Here is a 17082-nt window from a genome sequence, read left to right on the forward strand (position 1 = left end):
GTGAACGACCGACAGAACCCGTACGACCCGTACTACCAGCAGCCGCAGATCATCGGCTACGACGAGTACGGGCAGCCGGTGTATCAGCAGCCCGGACAGCAGTCGTACGACCCGTATGCGCCTCAGCAGCCCCAGCAGGAGCCGCATCAGGCCGACCAGGGGTACGGATACGACCCGTACGCCCAGCCTCAGCAGCAGCCGTACGACCCGTACGCAGCCCCCCAGCAGCCGCAACAGCCCCAACAGCAGGCATACGGCGGCTACGACGGCTATGGCTACGACACCGGCCGACAGCCCGCCGCGGTCGACACCACCCAGCAGTGGAACATCCCGCAGCAGGCCGCCGCACAGCCGTCCCCGCCCGCACCCGCGCCGGCCCGGCAGGAACCCGAGCCCGAGCCCGACTTCGAGGCCGGCCCGGAACCGGCCGTCCCCGGGCAGCGCCGAGCCGACCGCGACTACCGCACAGAGCAGTTCTCCTTCATCGAGGAGCCCGACGAGGACTCCGAAGACGTCATCGACTGGCTGAAGTTCACCGAGAGCCGCAGCGAGCGGCGCGAAGAGGCACGGCGTCGCGGCCGCAACCGCATGGTCGCGCTGATAGTCGTGGTGGTCCTGGTGGTGGTCGGCGGGGTCGGCTACCTCTGGTCCGCCGGCAAGATCCCCGGACTCTCCGGCTCGGAGAAGGACAACACCGCATCGACGGGCCCGCAGCAGCGGGACGTCATCGTGGTCCATCTGCGCAACACCAAGAAGGGCGGCACCTCCACGGCGCTGCTCGTCGACAATGTGACGACCAAACAGGGGACCACGGTCCTGCTCCCCAACTCGCTCGCGGTCGCCGACGACGAGGGCGTCACGACCACCCTCGGCAAGTCCGTGGAGGACGACGGCACCACGGGTACCCGCGATTCCATCGACACACTGCTCGGCACCAAGATCAGCGGCACGTGGCGGCTCGACACCCCCTATCTGGAGACTCTCGTCGATCTGGTCGGCAGCATCGAGGTCGACACCGACACCGAAGTGCCCGACACGAAGAAGGGCGCTTCCCCCCTGGTGAAGAAGGGTGAGGCGCAGACCCTGAGCGGCCAGATGGCCGTTGCATACGCCACTTACCGGGCACCCGGTGAGGCGGAGGCGAAGCAGCTCACGCGGTTCGGGGAGGTCATGCGGGGCGTTCTGCGGAAGATCTCGGACGATCCGAAGGCCGCCACGGTCACCGTGCAGACGCTGGCGCAGATCCTCGACCCGTCGCTCCCCGAGAAGGATCTCGGTGCCTCGCTGGCGAAGCTCGCCCAGCATGCCAAGGCCGGCGACTACAAGACGGCACTGCTGCCGGTGCAGGCCGACGGCACCCTTACCGACGCGGCCACCGAGAGCGTCGTCAAGGACATCCTGGGCGGCACGGTGAAGGCTCCGGAAGCCGGTGCGGCGGTGCGGGTCGGGATCAAGAACGCCACCGGTGACAAGGACAGCACGGAGTCCGCCCAGATCAAGCTGGTCAACGGCGGCTATGTCTTCGTCGGCGGCGGAACGGCCGAGACCGCGGCGCTGTCCGAGGTCGTCTACAAGACCGCGGCGGACAAGGACAAGGCGACGCAGGTCGCCAAGACCCTGGGCCTGCCGACGAGCGCGCTGAAGCAGGGCAAGCCCGCCGCGAACGCGGATGTGTCCGTCGTGCTGGGCCAGAACTACGAGATCAAATGACCGGGACCGCACCGCCCGGATGATGTCGATTCGATCTTCGAACATTCGCTGCGTGGGCTGTCGGCGGTCCGTGAGACCCTAGAGGTTGATCTGACCGCCGACGAAAGCCTGCTTGTGACCGCCACGGACCGCTCCATCGAGCTCATCAACGCCGCCGCTCAGGCGGCCGCCGACCGGCTCGCGCACGACATCATCGCGTACGACGTCAGCGACGTGCTGTCGATCACAGACGCCTTCCTGCTGGCTTCGGCCCCCAACGACCGCCAGGTCAAGTCGATCGTCGACGAGATCGAGGAGCGGCTCCAGAAGGAACTCGGCGCCAAGCCGGTGCGCCGTGAGGGCGACCGCGACGCGCGCTGGATTCTCCTCGACTACGTCGACATCGTCATCCATGTCCAGCACAGCGAGGAGCGGGTCTTCTACGCGCTGGAGCGCCTCTGGAAGGACTGCCCCGAGATCGCGCTCCCCGAGGACGCAGTCAAGACCCGGGGCAAGGCCGCGGAGCACGCCCAGCTCACCGGCAGCACGGAAGGTGAGCGGAGCTGAACGGCAGCGGAAGCGGCAGGGGCCGCAGGATCGTTCTCTGGCGACACGGCCAGACGGCATGGAATCTGGAGCGCCGGTTCCAGGGCTCCACGGACATCGCGCTCACCGAGGCCGGCGTCGGGCAGGCCCAGCGGGCCGCCCGGCTGCTCGCCTCGCTGAAGCCGGCTGCGATCGTCGCCTCGGATCTGCAGCGGGCGGCGGCCACGGCCGCCGAGCTCGCCGCGATCACCGGCCTCGAAGTAGCGCACGACGCGGGACTGCGCGAGACCTACGCGGGCGCCTGGCAGGGCCTCACCCACGAGGAGATCGTGGAGCTGTACGGCGAGCAGTACGCCGCATGGAAGCGCGGCGAGCCCGTGCGCCGCGGCGGCGGTGAGCTGGAGACCGAGGTCGCCGACCGGGCCGCCCCTGTCGTACTCGGACACGCCGAGAAGCTGCCCGACAGCGGCACACTCGTCGTGGTCAGCCACGGCGGCACCATCCGCACCACCATCGGTCGGCTGCTGGGTCTGGAGGCGCACCACTGGGAAGGGCTCGGCGGGCTCTCCAACTGCTGCTGGTCGGTGCTGGGCGAGGGCGCGCGGGGCTGGCGCCTGCTGGAGCACAATGCCGGCACGCTGCCGGAGCCGGTGCTCGGCGACGACACGTAGGAGCGCCGGGGCCTGGGGGTGCCATGGGCCTGCCTGCGAGGCGGGCCCGCACGGCGCTCGGCGGCCACCTCCGGGCGGCGTCGGCCGGATTTCACTTTCTGGCTGGTCACAGGCTAAAGTTCTTCTTGTTCGCAGCGCGGAAACGCAGAGAAACACGGCGAACAGCGGGGCTATAGCTCAGTTGGTAGAGCGCCTGCATGGCATGCAGGAGGTCAGGAGTTCAATTCTCCTTAGCTCCACAATCAAGATCCCGTCCCCATCAGGGGGCGGGATCTTTGCGTTCCCCCTGACTGTCCGGCCTGGGGTCCCGTCCGGCCGTCCGATGCCCTGACTGTACGTCCGGTCGCCCCTCCCGGCGCCGCAGCGCCGCCACCTGCTCGCCGCTCTCCTCGTCGGCCGGGGTGTAGGCCACGATCCGGCACTCCGGCAGGCCGTTGACGGACAGCGATACCGAGGTCATCCGTATCTCGTCGGTCGCCGCCCAGTGCCGGAAGGTCTTCACCCGCGGTCCCGGCGGGGCGACATCCCCACTGCGCCACAGTTCGGCGAAGTACGGGCTGGCGGCCGAGAGCTGTTCGACGAACGATTCCCAGGCGGGCTCGCCCGTATGGCGTCCGTAGGCTCCCCGCAGCGTCGCCACCATGATCGGCAGTTCCTGGGTCCGGTGGACGACGGGACAGGCCTCCTCGGGCACCGTGAACAGCGTCCACAGCACATTGCGTACGCTCGTTCCCGCCATTTCGGGGACGCCGAACAGGTTGCGGTAGGCGGGATTGGTGGCCAGGACGTCGTACCGAGTGTTGTAGACCACGGCTGGGTGCGGATCGAGTGCGTCGATGATGCCCTGGATCTCGGGCCCCACCTCTATAGCGTCGGTCTGTCTGCCCGGGGCGTAGGCCACCTCCGCCAGATGATAGAGGTGCTCGCGCTCCGGCGCGTCCAGTCGCAGGGTGCGCGCCACGGCGTCCAGGACCTGTGGTGAGGCGTTGATCGGACGGCCCTGTTCCAGCCAGGTGTACCAGGTGACACCGACGCCGGAGAGCTGTGCGACCTCCTCGCGGCGCAGGCCCGGGGTGCGGCGGCGCAGTCCGGGCGCCATGCCCACATCGGCGGGTGTCACCCGCGCCCGGCGGTTGCGCAGAAAGGCCGCGAGCTCCGGACGCCGCCGGTGTTGCTCCTGCTGATGTGCCGTCACCATTGTCACGCCCCCATCGTCGGTGCTCTGCACGGGAGTTGCCAGGTGCTGTCAGTGCCAGCATCAGCGGGCTCTCGTTACCCGTATTCGACCGGGGTCAGGCTCTATGCCATGACGACGATCTCAGAGGCAACTCCACGTTCCGTAACCAGTAAAGACGCCACCACTGTCAAACGTCCCGGCAGAGTGCTTGCCCTGGTGCTCGCGGCTCAGTTCATGGCGCTGCTCGACATCTTCATCGTCAACGTCGCCGCCCCGACGATCCGGAGTGAACTCGGCGCCTCCGGAGCCGGGTTGCAGCTCATCGTGGCCGGCTACACCATCACGTACGCCGTGCTGCTCATCACCGGTGCCAGGCTCGGCGGGCTGCTCGGACACGGCCGGGCTCATCTGGCCGGACTCGCCGTCTTCACGGCTGCCTCGCTGGCCTGCGGACTTGCCGCGGGAACCGGGCAGTTGATCGCCTTCCGGCTGATCCAGGGGGCGGGTGCGGCGGTGATGATTCCGCAGGTGCTCAGCCTCATTCAGCGCCACTTCGCCGGCGAGGCGCGGATCCGTGCGCTCGGCGCCTACAGCGCGGTGCTTGCCACCGGGGCGGCCGCCGGGCAGGTGGTCGGTGGGGTGCTGGTCAGCGCCGATCTGTTCGGCGCGGGCTGGCGGCCGGTCTTCCTGGTGAATGTGCCGATCGGGCTGGTTCTGCTGGTGCTCGGCATCCGTGTGCTGCCCGGCGAACCGCGCACGGGGGACGCCAGAGCCCAGGCGCGTGCCCGCGGACTCGATCTGCCGGGTCTGGTGCTTCTCGCCGCAACCGTCACGCTGCTCACCGTCCCGCTGGTGCTCGGGCAGGAGTTGGACTGGCCGGTCTGGTCGTGGGTCTGCCTGATCGCCTCCGTGGGGTTCTTCGCCGGGTTCGTCGGTTATGAGTCACGGCTGGCCGCGCGCGGTGGTGCGCCCCTGATCGCGCCCAGGGTGTTGCGCATCCCCGGCATGGCGCGGGCGGCACTGCGCATTCTTGTGGTGATGGCGATCAACGCGGGCTTCCTCTTTGCGATGACGCTGCACGTCCAGGGCGGTCTGGGCTACTCGGCGCTGCGCGCGGGGCTGATGTTCGCACCGACCGCGCTGGTATTCGGTGCGGTCGGGCTGACCTGGCGCCGGTGGCCCGCGAGGCTCCAAGGGGCCCTGGTGCCGGTCGGGTTCGCCCTGGTGGCCGTCGCCTCCGTGGCCATCGGGCTGCTGATGCGGGACGGCGGCGACGGCGGGCTCTGGCTGTACGTGGCCTTCGCGATCACGGGCAGCGGTATGGCGCTGGGCTTCAGCCCCACCCTTACGGGGGCGTTGGCGAACGTACGTCCGGAGGATGCGGCTGATGCAAGCGGCGTACTGGTGACCGTCACCCAGCTCGGCCAGCTGCTCGGCGTCGCGACATTCGGCACGCTCTATCTCAACCGCCTTGATACGTCAGGGGTGCAGGGGTCGGGGCAGGCCCTGTGGGAATGCACTCTCGCACTGTCGGTGGCCGCGATCGCAGGCGCGTCGGTGGGTCTCGTACGGCGTCGGTGACCGGCCGGATGTCCGGCGGGCTGACCCCCTTGCGGCGTCATGGCAGAATCGGACCGCCGGAGGGGGCGACGGACCGAACGGGAGGGAGCGCGCGATGCCTGCGAGCCGCGACGAGGTCCCGGACCTGCTCCTTGTCCCCGAACGCCGCGTCCGCGCGGGTCGTCCTGCTGGTGATCCGTCCCATGCGGTCCAAGTGCTCGGCGGGAACGGCGGAGTCTCCTGCATGTGTACCGCCCGCGGCCAAAGCCGGAGCTGACCCATGGGTGCACACAGGCGGAAGTGTGACTGGTGCGGCAGCGGTACGCCCATCGTCAGGGACATGGATCCGATCAATCCGGAGTACCAGTACTGGTGCGAGGAGTGTGCGCGGGCGCTGATCATAAAGGGCGACCCGATCGAGACCTACCGGGAGCTGGAGGGGGAGCCGATCTACGGGCGGCTGCTGGAGGAGCACTGCACCCTCAAGCGCTTCTACTCCTTCGCCACCGCGTGAACCGCCTCGCCATCACTTGACCAAGATGCCGCAAATTCGGTCAAAGCTGTGCAGGCGGGAAACGATTTGGTGGAGTGGCGGGGTCACCGGTAATGTTCTCGATGTCGCCAGGGGGAACCGGGCGGCACACAGTACGGGGCTATAGCTCAGTTGGTAGAGCGCCTGCATGGCATGCAGGAGGTCAGGAGTTCAATTCTCCTTAGCTCCACAGTGAAGAAATGAGAAGCGGGTCAACCTCACGGGGTGACCCGCTTCTCGTGTACGTACATCAATTGCGGCCGCTGCCAAGGGCCTTCCGGCCGATGACCGGCGGCGGCGCGGGGCGTTCCGCCGCCTCCTGCTCGATGCGGAGCGCCAGCGCGGGACACCGGCGCACTGCGCGCTGTGCGCGCCCCCTCAGATGCATCGGAACCGCTGCGTCCGCGAGCGCCGGGTAACCGTCGGGGCCCAGCGCGATCAACTCAGGGACGATGTCCGCGCAGAGCCCGTGGCCCTGGCAGAGCGTCCAGTCCACCGCCAGCCACTCGGAATGGACTCCTCCAGGCGCTGTCGGCCGGGCGCGGGCAGGGGCAGGACCCCGAGCGTCTCGCGGCCGCAGCCGCCGTCCAGGACATGTGCCGCCAGGTCGTCCGTGAAGGCGGACAGCGTCGAGGTCACAAAGCGTGCCGAGCCGTCCGGATGCTTGCACGCGCCCCGGCCCACTGCCCGGGTCACTTCGCGCAGCGCCTCCAGGGCCGCGGGCCCGCCGCCCGTTCAGTACGTCGGACAGCCCCGCCCGCCGCGGCCTGCAGCCCCGGTTTGCACGGACCGCACTGGCCCGCGGTCTCGGCGGCGAGCCAGTTCGCCACCCGCAGGGCCTCGCCGAGCGGGCAGCTCTCGGGCCCGATCGGCAGGATCGCTCCCGCTCCCAGCGCGCCACCGGCCGCGGCCGGGGACTCCCGGGACACCACGGCGTCGTGCGACGCCATCGCGTCGATCCAGTTGCCGTGATGGCCGCCGGTCAGCACGCCCTGCGGCAACGGCGGCGCGCCGGCCAGCTGGAGCACGTACCGCAGTGGCACACCCGTGGGTACCCCGATGACCATCGGGCGCGAGACGGCTCCGGAGAGGTTGAGCAGCACGGTGCCGGGTTCGCCGGGCAGGCCGGTGTGCCCGTAGCGGCGGGCGCCGATCCGGGCGGCGACGGCGAGCTGTGCGTACGTCTCCGCGTTCGACAGCAGGGTCGGGGCGCCCGAGCCCCCCGACTCGGCGGCGCGCTCTCGGCGGCCGGGCGGCAGGGCGGGGCCGCCGCCCGCCGCCCGGATGACCGCCGAGGCCTCCCCGGAGACCATTCGCTCGGTGGTACGCACCACGCGGGCACGCAACTGCTGGCCACGCCGGTCGGACAGGCCCCGCTCGGCGAGGGCGGCGCGCACGGAGATCTCCGTGGAGTTACGGGTGACGGCGACCATCGACGTACGGGCACCCAGCGCCTCGGCCGCCAGGAGCGCGCCGTCCAGGATGAGATGCGGAGCGCGGTTGAGCAGAACGGTGTCCTTGCGGCAGGCGGGCTCGCCCTCGCTTCCGTTGATCACCACGACGGGGCGCACGCCGCGTCGGATGGACGCCTGGCGACCGCCCGCAGTTTCCTCCCGAACGGAAATCCGGCACCGCCGCGGCCGCGCGGCAAGAGGGTCTCGGCGAGCTCGGCGAGATGCTCGCCGGTCATCGGTTCGAGCGTCCGTGCACCTTCAGGTGCATGGCGAGGTCCAGCCGCTCGACCAGGTCGAAGCCGGTGTTGAGCGGATCTTGCGATGAAGGTTCATGGGGGGCGACTTCGAATAGTTCGGCAAAGCGGTCCCGTTGCGGCATGCTAAGTCGCTCCATACCGGCCAGTACGGGCTTTGATCGGTTGCCCCGGTACACGGCGGTACGCGGAGTAATCCCCGCTTCCCGGACGTTCCGTCGTGCGGTCGCTTCCCCGTCCCGTCCACGGACCGGCCGGGCCCGGACCGGTTCCGGGCCCGTGCGGTACCCTGACGCCATGCGTGCCGTACGCCTTCTGCTTAGCGAGCCGCGCTGATCAGTCCCGACCGGTGAGAATGCCTGGTCGGAATCGGCGCGGCGTCCCCTCCTGTGCGAGGGGATTTTTCGTTTCCGTAGACGCGTGTCCGTAGACGTGGGCGCCGGCAGATGACGATCGATGGAGCTTTGAGGATCATGAGCGAGACGAATTCCGCAGCCGAGACGGCTGCGCCGCACCGCTACACGGCGGCGATGGCCGCCGACATCGAGGCACGCTGGCAGGACTTCTGGGACGCCGAGGGCACGTACGAGGCACCGAATCCGACCGGTGACCTGGCGGGCAATCCGGAACTGGCCGCCAAGCCGAAGAAGTTCATCATGGACATGTTCCCGTACCCCTCGGGTGCGGGCCTGCACGTCGGTCACCCGCTGGGCTACATCGCCACCGACGTCTTCGCCCGCCACCAGCGGATGACCGGGCACAACGTGCTGCACACCCTGGGCTTCGACGCCTTCGGCCTGCCCGCGGAGCAGTACGCCGTGCAGACCGGCACGCACCCGCGGGTCTCCACCGAGGCCAACATCGAGAACATGACTGCCCAGCTGCGCCGGCTGGGCCTGGGCCATGACAAGCGCCGCTCGTTCGCCACGATCGAGTCGGAGTACTACAAGTGGACGCAGTGGATCTTCCTGCAGATCTTCAACTCCTGGTACGACACCGAGTCCGACCGGGCCCGTCCGATCGCCGAGCTGGTCGCACAGTTCGAGAGCGGTTCGCGTCCCACCCCGGACGGCCGTGACTGGAGCGCGCTGAGCGCCGCCGAGCGCGCGGACGTCCTGGGCGAGTACCGCCTGGCGTACGCATCCGACGCGCCGGTCAACTGGTCGCCGGGCCTGGGCACCGTACTGGCCAATGAAGAGGTGACGGCCGACGGCCGCTCCGAGCGGGGCAACTTCCCCGTCTTCAAGGCCAAGCTGCGCCAGTGGAACATGCGCATCACCGCCTACGCCGACCGGCTGCTGAACGACCTGGACGGGCTGGACTGGCCCGAGGCCATCAAGCTGCAGCAGCGCAACTGGATCGGGCGTTCCGAAGGCGCTCGCGTCGACTTCCCGGTCGACGGTGCGGGCGACATCACCGTCTTCACCACCCGCCAGGACACCCTGTTCGGTGCCACCTACATGGTGCTGGCGCCCGAGCACGAGCTGGTCGAGCGGATCATTCCGGCCGCCTGGCCCGAGGGCACCCACCCGGTGTGGACCGGCGGGCACGCCTCACCGGCCGAGGCCGTCACCGCGTACCGCAAGCTGGCCGCCGCCAAGTCCGACGTGGAGCGGCAGGCCGAGGCCAAGGACAAGACCGGTGTCTTCACCGGTGCGTACGCGACCAACCCGGTCAGCGGCGAGAAGGTGCCCGTCTTCATCGCCGACTACGTCCTGATGGGTTACGGCACCGGCGCGATCATGGCCGTACCGGCGCACGATGCGCGCGACTTCGCCTTCGCGCGCGCCTTCGAGCTGCCGATGCGCTGTGTCGTCGAGCCGTCGGGCGACCGCGGCACCGACCCCTCGACGTGGGACGACGCCTTCGCCTCGTACGAAGCGAAGCTGGTCAACTCAGCCAATGACGAGATCTCGCTGGACGGTCTGGGCGTCGTCGACGCCAAGGCGAAGATCACCGAGTGGCTGAAGGCGCACGGCCTCGGTGAGGGCACTGTCAACTTCCGGCTGCGCGACTGGCTGTTCAGCCGCCAGCGCTACTGGGGCGAGCCCTTCCCGATCGTCTACGACGAGGACGGCATCGCCCACCCGCTGCCCGAGTCGATGCTGCCCCTGGAACTGCCGGAGGTCGACGACTACTCGCCGCGCACCTTCGACCCCGAGGACGCCGACACCCAGCCCGAGACCCCGCTGTCCCGGAACGCCGACTGGGTCAACGTCACCCTGGACCTGGGCGACGGCAACGGCCCGAAGAAGTACCGCCGCGAGACCAACACCATGCCCAACTGGGCGGGCTCCTGCTGGTACGAGCTGCGCTACCTGGACCCGAACAACGACCGGCAGCTGGTCGACCCGGCCATCGAGCAGTACTGGATGGGCCCGCGCGAGGGGCAGCCGACCGGTGGTGTCGACCTGTACGTCGGCGGCGCCGAGCACGCCGTACTGCACCTGCTGTACGCCCGCTTCTGGTCCAAGGTGCTGCACGACCTGGGGCACATCTCGTCCGCCGAGCCGTTCCACAAGCTGTACAACCAGGGCATGATCCAGGCGTTCGTCTACCGGGACAGCCGCGGCATCGCGGTTCCGGCGGCCGAGGTCGAGGAGCGGGACGGAAAGTTCTACTACCAGGGCGAAAAGGTCAGCCGCGTCCTGGGCAAGATGGGCAAGTCCCTGAAGAACGCCGTCACGCCGGACGAGATCTGCGCCGAGTACGGTGCCGACACGCTGCGCCTGTACGAAATGGCGATGGGCCCCCTGGACGTGTCGCGGCCGTGGGACACGCGTGCTGTCGTCGGTCAGTACCGGCTGCTGCAGCGGCTGTGGCGCAACGTCGTGGACGAGGAGACCGGTGAGGTCACCGTCGTCGACACGGAGCCGGGTGAGGAGACGCTGCGGGCACTGCACAAGGCGATCGACGGGGTCGGCCAGGACATGGCCGGGATGCGCTTCAACACGGCCATCGCCAAGGTCACCGAGCTGAACAACCACCTGACCAAGGCAGGCGGCCCGCTGTCCCGGAGTGTCGCCGAGTCGCTGGTGCTGCTGGTGGCGCCGCTGGCGCCGCACATCGCCGAGGAGCTGTGGCGCCGGCTGGGCCACATCGAGTCGGTCGTGCACCAGGACTTCCCGGCCGCCGACCCGGCGTACGTCGTGGACGAGACCGTGACCTGCGTCGTTCAGGTCAAGGGCAAGGTCAAGGCTCGCCTGGAGATCTCCCCGTCGATCGCGGACGAGGAGCTGGAAGCACTGGCCCTGGCCGACCCGGCCGTGGTCGCGGCGCTGGACGGTGCGGGGATCCGCAAGGTGATCGTGCGCGCGCCGAAGCTGGTCAATATCGTCCCGGCGTGATGCGGCCGATCGTCCCGCGCGAGGGTGCTCATCGTCCCCGCGTGACGGTCGTCGCGTAACCGCTGATTGCTGTACAGCGGTGTGGGGGCCTTCCCCTACGGGCAGGTTGGGGGTTCCGAAGGAACCCTCGGCCTGCCCTTTCCGTTTACGGTGGAGGGGCCGGCACCCGGCAGCCGAAACGACATCCGAGGGGCGCTCATGGAAGCCGTGATCCTGATTCTGGGGTTGCTCTTTTTCGCCTTCATGGCCCTGGGCGTGTATATGGGCGTCAAGGCCATCGGCGCGGCGAAGCGGGGTGTCGACCGTACGATCACCCAGGCGCGCCGAACCGTCGAGGACACCACGCTGCGGGCGAAGAGCTATGGCCAGGCGGGTGTGGGCGGAGAGCTGGCACAGCTGCGGCTCGCGCTGCGCACATCCATGCGGGCCACGCAGGAGGCGTTGCAGTCGGGAGTCGCCGAGGATGCCTCGCTCTCGGAGTCACTGGGCCTCTTCCAACGGCTGAGTGTGCACGGGCGTGAGCTGGACGACGAGCTGAAGAAACTGGAGCGCGAGCCCGACCGGGCGACGGTCGCCTCGCTGCTGCCGGGACTGAAGCAGCGTACGGAGCGGATCACGCACTCTGCGGATTCGCTGCGGTGGGCCGCGCGGGACCGGGCGCGGCAGTTCAACGACGACGATCTGGACGCGCTGAATGCGCAGATCGATGTGGAGGCCGGGGCGCTGCGGCACTGGACGGTGGAGCCGGACGAGCCGGTCCGCGGGCAGGGGAAGCCGCAGGGCGACGGGCGCGACCAGGGGCAGCGGCAAGGTCAGGGGCGTGGGCCGGCCGATGATGTGGCACAGGCGATCACGGCTCCGGATCCGCGACGGCAGACCGAATACCCGTGGCAGAAGGCAGCTCGGCCCGAAACGACGAACTGAGGCGTTCGATGACCGGTGGTGAGGCGTTCGATGACCGGCGGTGACAGGAAGCGGTCCGAAGCGATCGGGAGCGATCATTCGGTCGGGGTCGGACTGCCGAGCCGCAGACTCGCCAGGTAACCTCCCGCTCATGTCCCGCCATGTCGCGATCGTCACCGATTCCACGGCCTACCTGCCGCCCGAGGCGATGGAGCGGCACGGCATCACCGCGGTGCCGCTGACCGTCGTCCTCGGTGATCAGGCTCTGGAGGACGGCACCGAGATCTCGGCCCGTTCCCTCGCGGTGGCGCTCCAGAAACGTCGCCCCGTGACGACTTCCCGGCCCAGCCCGGAGGTCTTCGCCGCCGCGTACCGGGCGGTGGCCGGGGCCGGAGCCACCGGCATTGTCTCGATGCACCTCTCGGCCGAGATCTCCGGTACGTACGACGCGGCTCTGCTCGCGGCGAAGGACGCACCAGTTCCGGTACGGGTGGTGGACACCGGGATGGTCGCCATGGCCCTCGGGTTCTGCGCCCTGGCGGCGGCGGAGACGGCGGAGGCGGGCGGCAGCCTGGACGAGGCCGTCGCGGCCGCGGAGAAGCGGGCTGCGGGCACCTCCGCGTACTTCTACGTCGACACGCTGGACTATCTGCGCCGCGGCGGTCGTATCGGTGCCGCGCAGGCTCTGCTGGGATCGGCGCTCGCCGTGAAGCCGCTGCTCCAGCTGGACGGCGGCCGTATCGAAATGCTGGAGAAGGTACGGACGGCCTCGAAGGCGATCGCGCGTCTGGAGGAGATCGTCGCGGAACGGGCGGGCAGCAGCCGGGTGGACATCGCCGTGCATCACCTGGCGGCACCCGAGCGGGCCGAGCGGCTCGCCGAGCGGCTGCGTGAGCGGGTGCCGGGTCTGGTCGATCTGCATGTCAGCGAGGTGGGCGCGGTGATCGGTGCGCACACCGGTCCCGGTCTGCTCGGGGCAGTGGTTTCGCTGCGCTGAAGCCGGTTCGTCGACCTCACCCCTCGGGGTGGTCGAGTTATCCACAACTGGTCGGTTGTCCACCGAAATTGGACCTGCTCAGCGGGTTCGGACGGATGTGCCTACCGTCGTGAGGCATGGCTCCCCGATCACATCGTGCAACCAGCGGAAGCGGCAGCGGCCCCGGCCGCGCCCCGGGCTCGGACGGGCGCGCCCGTGGCGGTCCCGGCCTCGGACCCGGACGGCGACAGTCGTCCCGCGGGCGTGCCGACGTCGCAGCGGCGGCTTCGCGCCGTCGGGCGGACGCCCTCATGGGAGGTGCGTACGGCGGGCGGGTCGCGCGGCCCGTGCTGGGGGTGGCTTCGGCCCCCGCTCCGGTCTCGGCCCCGAGCCCGCCCTCGATGCCAAGTGCCGCCCCGACTACCGCTTCTGTGCCGACCCCGGCTTCGCCCTCGCCCCCGACCCCGACCCCGGCTTCGCCCTCGCCCCCGACCCCGGCGCAGGTCTCGGTGCCGGGGCGATGGGAGAGGCTGGTTCCGGCACTGCGGGAGCGGATTCCGGTGTGGCTGCAGCTCAGATGTGGTTTGGAACCAAGAACCCTTGCCGCACTGGCCGTTGTCCTGATCGCGGCCGCGGTCTTCGCCGCGGTGCATTTCTGGTCCGCGCGCCCCCACTCCGTACGTGCTCCTGATCCGGTCAACGAGGCCGCGCCCGCCAGGACTTCGGGCCCGATGACGGATGACGCCGGAGTGCCCGAGCCGTCACCGGGGCCGCCACCGACGACGGGGCCGGGCGGGCACATCGTGGTCGATGTGAGCGGGAAGGTGCGAATGCCGGGGATCCACCAACTGCCGTCCGGTGCAAGGGTCGCCGATGCGCTGCGTGCGGCGGGAGGAGCCCGGCCGGGTGTCGACCTCACCGGGATCAACCGGGCGCGGGTGCTCATGGACGGGGAGCAGATCGTGGTGGGCGCCCCGCCCGGTCCTCCTGTCGCCGGCAGCACGGGAGGAGCCGCTCCGGGCGGTGGTGGCAGCCCCATGACCGGACCGGTCAGCCTCAACCGCGCGACCGTCGAACAACTGGACACCCTGCCTGGTGTCGGCCCGGTTCTCGCCCAGCACATCGTCGACTACCGCACACAGCACGGCGGTTTCCGTTCCGTCGATGAGCTCCGCGAGGTCAACGGGATCGGTGAGCGCCGGTTCGCGGACCTCCAACCGCTGGTGGGGCCATGAGCCCCCCGGACGTCCATGCGATGTCGGGCCGGAGGCTGGGTGTCTCCGACCCGCGCCAGGAGGGCCCGGTCGACCTCCGGCTGGTCCCGCCGGCCATGGCGGCCTGGGCCGGAGCGGCGCTCGCGCTGAGTGCGCCGGGGCGGTGGACGACGGCGGGCGTAATGCTCTGCACCGGCGCAGCCATGGTGCTCCTGGCGATGTCGGGAGTATCGGCGGCCCGTGCGAGGTGCAGGCTGTCGGCCGACGCCGTGGGAGGGGCGACAGACGACGGGAGCGCGGTGCGCCACCGGCGACCGCCGCACATCACCGCGACCGCCACTGCTGCGGCGCTGCTCTGTGCGGCGGCCGGGGCTGCGTCGGCCGGGTTGCACGGCGCGGACGTACGGCAGGGGCCGGTTCATGGGCTGGCCCAGCGGTTCGCGAGGGTCGAGGCGGAGGTGACGGTGACGTCCGACGCCCGGCAGACCCAGCCCCGGGTGAGAGGCGACCACAGCACGCCCGCTTCGCTCCTCATGGACGCCGAGATCACGCGGCTGACCGGACCCGACGGTGCGGTCACCCGGTTGCGTACGCCGGTGCTGCTGATCGTCTCGCCCGGCGGATCGATGGCCCGGTGGCAGCAGTTGCTTCCTTCCACGCAACTGCACCTCGGCGGCCGACTGGCGCCACCGATGCACGAAGGGGAGCGCAATGCCGCCGTACTGCGACCCGAGGGCAAAGGCCCGCCCCGCATCACCGGGCCACCTTCCATTCTCCAGCGCACGGCGGGTGCTCTGCGTGGCGGTCTGCGGCAGGCGACCGAGCGGCTGGATCCCGATGCGCGGGCGCTTGTGCCGGGCCTCGTGGTCGGCGACACCTCACGGGTCACCCCCGAACTGCACGATGCCTTCCAGGCGACCGACCTCACCCACCTGATGGCGGTCTCGGGTGCCAACCTGGCTATCCTGCTCGTCATCCTGATCGGACCGCCGGGCACAGCGTCGCGCGTCGAACGGCGCGGTCTGGCACCCCGGTTGGGGATCTCGCTGCGAATGACGGCCGTGCTCGGCGGCGGGCTCACACTCGCCTTCGTCATCGTCTGCCGACCCGAGCCGAGCGTACTGCGGTCCGCGGCCTGCGGACTGATCACCTTGCTGGCCATCGGCACGGGGCGCCGCAGATCGCTGATTCCCGCGCTGGCCGCCGCGGTTCTGCTGCTGGTGCTGTACGACCCGTGGATGGCGCGCAGTTACGGCTTCGTCCTCTCCGTCCTGGCCACCGGAGCCCTGCTCACCATCGCCCCGAAGTGGAGCGACGCGCTGCAACGGCGCCGGGTTCCGCCCAGGCTCGCGGAGGCACTGGCCGCGGCCGCCGCGGCGCAGGCGGTGTGCGCGCCGGTCGTCGTGCTGCTCGCCTCCCGGGTCAGCCTGGTGGCGATCCCGTGCAATCTGCTGGCCGAGTTCGCGGTGGCGCCAGCCACGGTCCTCGGGTTCGTCGCGCTCGCCCTGGCGCCGGTGGCCATGCCGGTGGCAGAGTTGCTCGCCCGGATCGCGGGTTGGCCGACCGGGTGGATCGCCTCGGTGGCCCGCACCGGGGCGGCCCTGCCCGGGGCGGCGATCGACTGGCCCGACGGCGGGAAGGGCGCGCTGCTGCTCACCGCGCTGACAGCTCTGGTGGTGCTGTTCGCCCGCCGTATCGTGCGCCACCCCTGGGTCTGTTCGGCCGCCGCGCTGCTGCTGATCCTTGCGGTGCTGCGCCCTGTGCCGCTCACCCGGGTACTGACTGGATGGCCGCCGCCGGACTGGGCGTTCGCGATGTGCGACGTGGGGCAGGGCGACGCCCTGGTGCTGGCCGCGGGGGACGGCACCGGTGTGGTCGTCGACACCGGTCCCGATCCCCGGCTCGCCGACCGGTGCCTGCGCGACCTGGGCATCACCGAGGTACCGCTCCTGGTCCTCACGCACTTCCACGCGGACCATGTGCGGGGGTTGCCCGGTGTGCTGCGGGGCAGAGCGGTGGGGGCGATCCAGACGACGAGCCTGGACGAACCATCGGACCAGGTCGCGTTCGTGCGGAGAACGGCTGCCGCGTCGGGCGTCCCCCTGGTGCGGGCCGTCCCCGGTGAACGCCGCCGGATCGGGCCGCTCGACTGGCGGGTCCTCTGGCCGGCGGGCGGCACGGGGGCGGGCGGTGCATCGGCCGTCCTGGGGGCCGGGCTCGTATCGCAGGAGCCGAATGACGCCAGTGTCACCCTGTACGTCCGATCCGGCGGGCTGACCCTGTTGCTCCTGGGCGACCTCGAACCTCCGTCCCAGCAGGGGCTGTTGCGCAGGTATCCCGCGCTGCCACGGGTGGACATTCTCAAGGTCGCCCATCACGGCTCCGCCCACCAGGACCCCGCTCTGCTGCGCAGCGCGCACCCGAGACTTGCCCTGGTGAGCGTGGGCAGGGACAACCCGTACGGTCACCCGGCCGCGCGCACCGTCGATGCGCTCAGAGCCGGCGGCGCGGTGGTGCTGCGTACGGACACCGACGGCGCGATCGCCGTGACGGGTGCAGGGCAGGGGCTGCGGGCGGTGGGTCAGCCATGAGCACTGTCCGATGAGTGACGCGCACAGAATGCGACTGAGCGATGAGCGCAGACTGAGTGACGCGCACAAGTGGATCGGCCAATTCGGACCTTCGGTAACACCTCTACCCAAGCCCTTGCGAGCTGCTCTGTTTGCCTCGAACGCCACAATGGTGATCGAATGCATGCT

At 70.1% G+C, this 17082-nt stretch carries 11 protein-coding genes, 2 tRNA genes and 1 pseudogene; 12 read left to right on the top strand and 2 right to left on the bottom strand.

The features are described from left to right. The 4 genes from OG609_RS27650 (at position 1) to OG609_RS27665 (ending at position 3145) form a co-directional block, all read left to right on the top strand. Entirely contained in the window at positions 1 to 1710 is a 1710-nt protein-coding gene (locus OG609_RS27650; RefSeq protein WP_327275299.1) for an LCP family protein, read from the top strand. A 114-nt stretch (positions 1711 to 1824) separates the two neighbouring features. After that, positions 1825 to 2256 (top strand): ribosome silencing factor, encoded by a 432-nt coding sequence (rsfS, locus tag OG609_RS27655; RefSeq protein ID WP_327275300.1) that lies wholly within the window; start codon positions 1825 to 1827, stop codon positions 2254 to 2256. Beyond that, positions 2253 to 2906, top strand: a complete 654-nt coding sequence (locus OG609_RS27660) for a histidine phosphatase family protein (RefSeq protein ID WP_266365611.1) — start codon at positions 2253 to 2255, stop codon at positions 2904 to 2906. The genes rsfS and OG609_RS27660 overlap by 4 nt, the downstream gene beginning before the upstream one ends. A gap of 166 nt (positions 2907 to 3072) precedes the next feature. Continuing rightward, positions 3073 to 3145: transfer RNA gene (locus OG609_RS27665), tRNA-Ala, on the top strand. 20 nt (positions 3146 to 3165) lie between these two features. Here OG609_RS27665 and OG609_RS27670 read toward each other — a convergent pair. Then, complete coding sequence (locus tag OG609_RS27670) at positions 3166 to 4104, bottom strand: helix-turn-helix transcriptional regulator (RefSeq protein ID WP_327278205.1); 939 nt, start codon at positions 4102 to 4104, stop codon at positions 3166 to 3168. A 192-nt stretch (positions 4105 to 4296) separates the two neighbouring features. Between OG609_RS27670 and OG609_RS27675 the strand changes: the two genes are divergently transcribed. From OG609_RS27675 to OG609_RS27685, 3 genes are all read left to right on the top strand, one after another. Then, positions 4297 to 5664 (top strand): MFS transporter, encoded by a 1368-nt coding sequence (locus OG609_RS27675; RefSeq protein ID WP_327278206.1) that lies wholly within the window; start codon positions 4297 to 4299, stop codon positions 5662 to 5664. Between the two features lie 259 nt (positions 5665 to 5923). Further along, entirely contained in the window at positions 5924 to 6157 is a 234-nt protein-coding gene (locus OG609_RS27680) for a hypothetical protein (protein ID WP_015608461.1), read from the top strand. 135 nt (positions 6158 to 6292) lie between these two features. Further along, positions 6293 to 6365: transfer RNA gene (locus OG609_RS27685), tRNA-Ala, on the top strand. Between the two features lie 60 nt (positions 6366 to 6425). Here OG609_RS27685 and OG609_RS27690 read toward each other — a convergent pair. Continuing rightward, positions 6426 to 7939: pseudogene (locus OG609_RS27690) on the bottom strand (ferredoxin); the annotation flags it as partial. A 417-nt stretch (positions 7940 to 8356) separates the two neighbouring features. Here OG609_RS27690 and leuS point away from each other — a divergent pair. The 5 genes from leuS to OG609_RS27715 all read left to right on the top strand — a co-directional run bounded on the left by leuS (position 8357) and on the right by OG609_RS27715 (position 16914). Beyond that, positions 8357 to 11230, top strand: a complete 2874-nt coding sequence (gene leuS, locus OG609_RS27695; RefSeq protein WP_327275301.1) for a leucine--tRNA ligase — start codon at positions 8357 to 8359, stop codon at positions 11228 to 11230. A gap of 198 nt (positions 11231 to 11428) precedes the next feature. After that, a complete protein-coding gene (locus OG609_RS27700; protein WP_327275302.1) occupies positions 11429 to 12154 on the top strand; it encodes a hypothetical protein in 726 nt (241 codons plus the stop codon). 130 nt (positions 12155 to 12284) lie between these two features. After that, on the top strand, positions 12285 to 13130 hold the full coding sequence (locus OG609_RS27705) for a DegV family protein (protein ID WP_327275303.1): 846 nt from the start codon (positions 12285 to 12287) through the stop codon (positions 13128 to 13130). A gap of 563 nt (positions 13131 to 13693) precedes the next feature. Next, a complete protein-coding gene (locus OG609_RS27710; protein ID WP_327275304.1) occupies positions 13694 to 14344 on the top strand; it encodes a ComEA family DNA-binding protein in 651 nt (216 codons plus the stop codon). Further along, a complete protein-coding gene (locus tag OG609_RS27715; protein WP_327275305.1) occupies positions 14341 to 16914 on the top strand; it encodes a ComEC/Rec2 family competence protein in 2574 nt (857 codons plus the stop codon). The genes OG609_RS27710 and OG609_RS27715 overlap by 4 nt, the downstream gene beginning before the upstream one ends. Positions 16915 to 17082 lie beyond the last annotated feature (168 nt).

This window comes from Streptomyces sp. NBC_01224 (assembly GCF_036002945.1).
Taxonomy (GTDB): Bacteria; Actinomycetota; Actinomycetes; order Streptomycetales; family Streptomycetaceae; genus Streptomyces.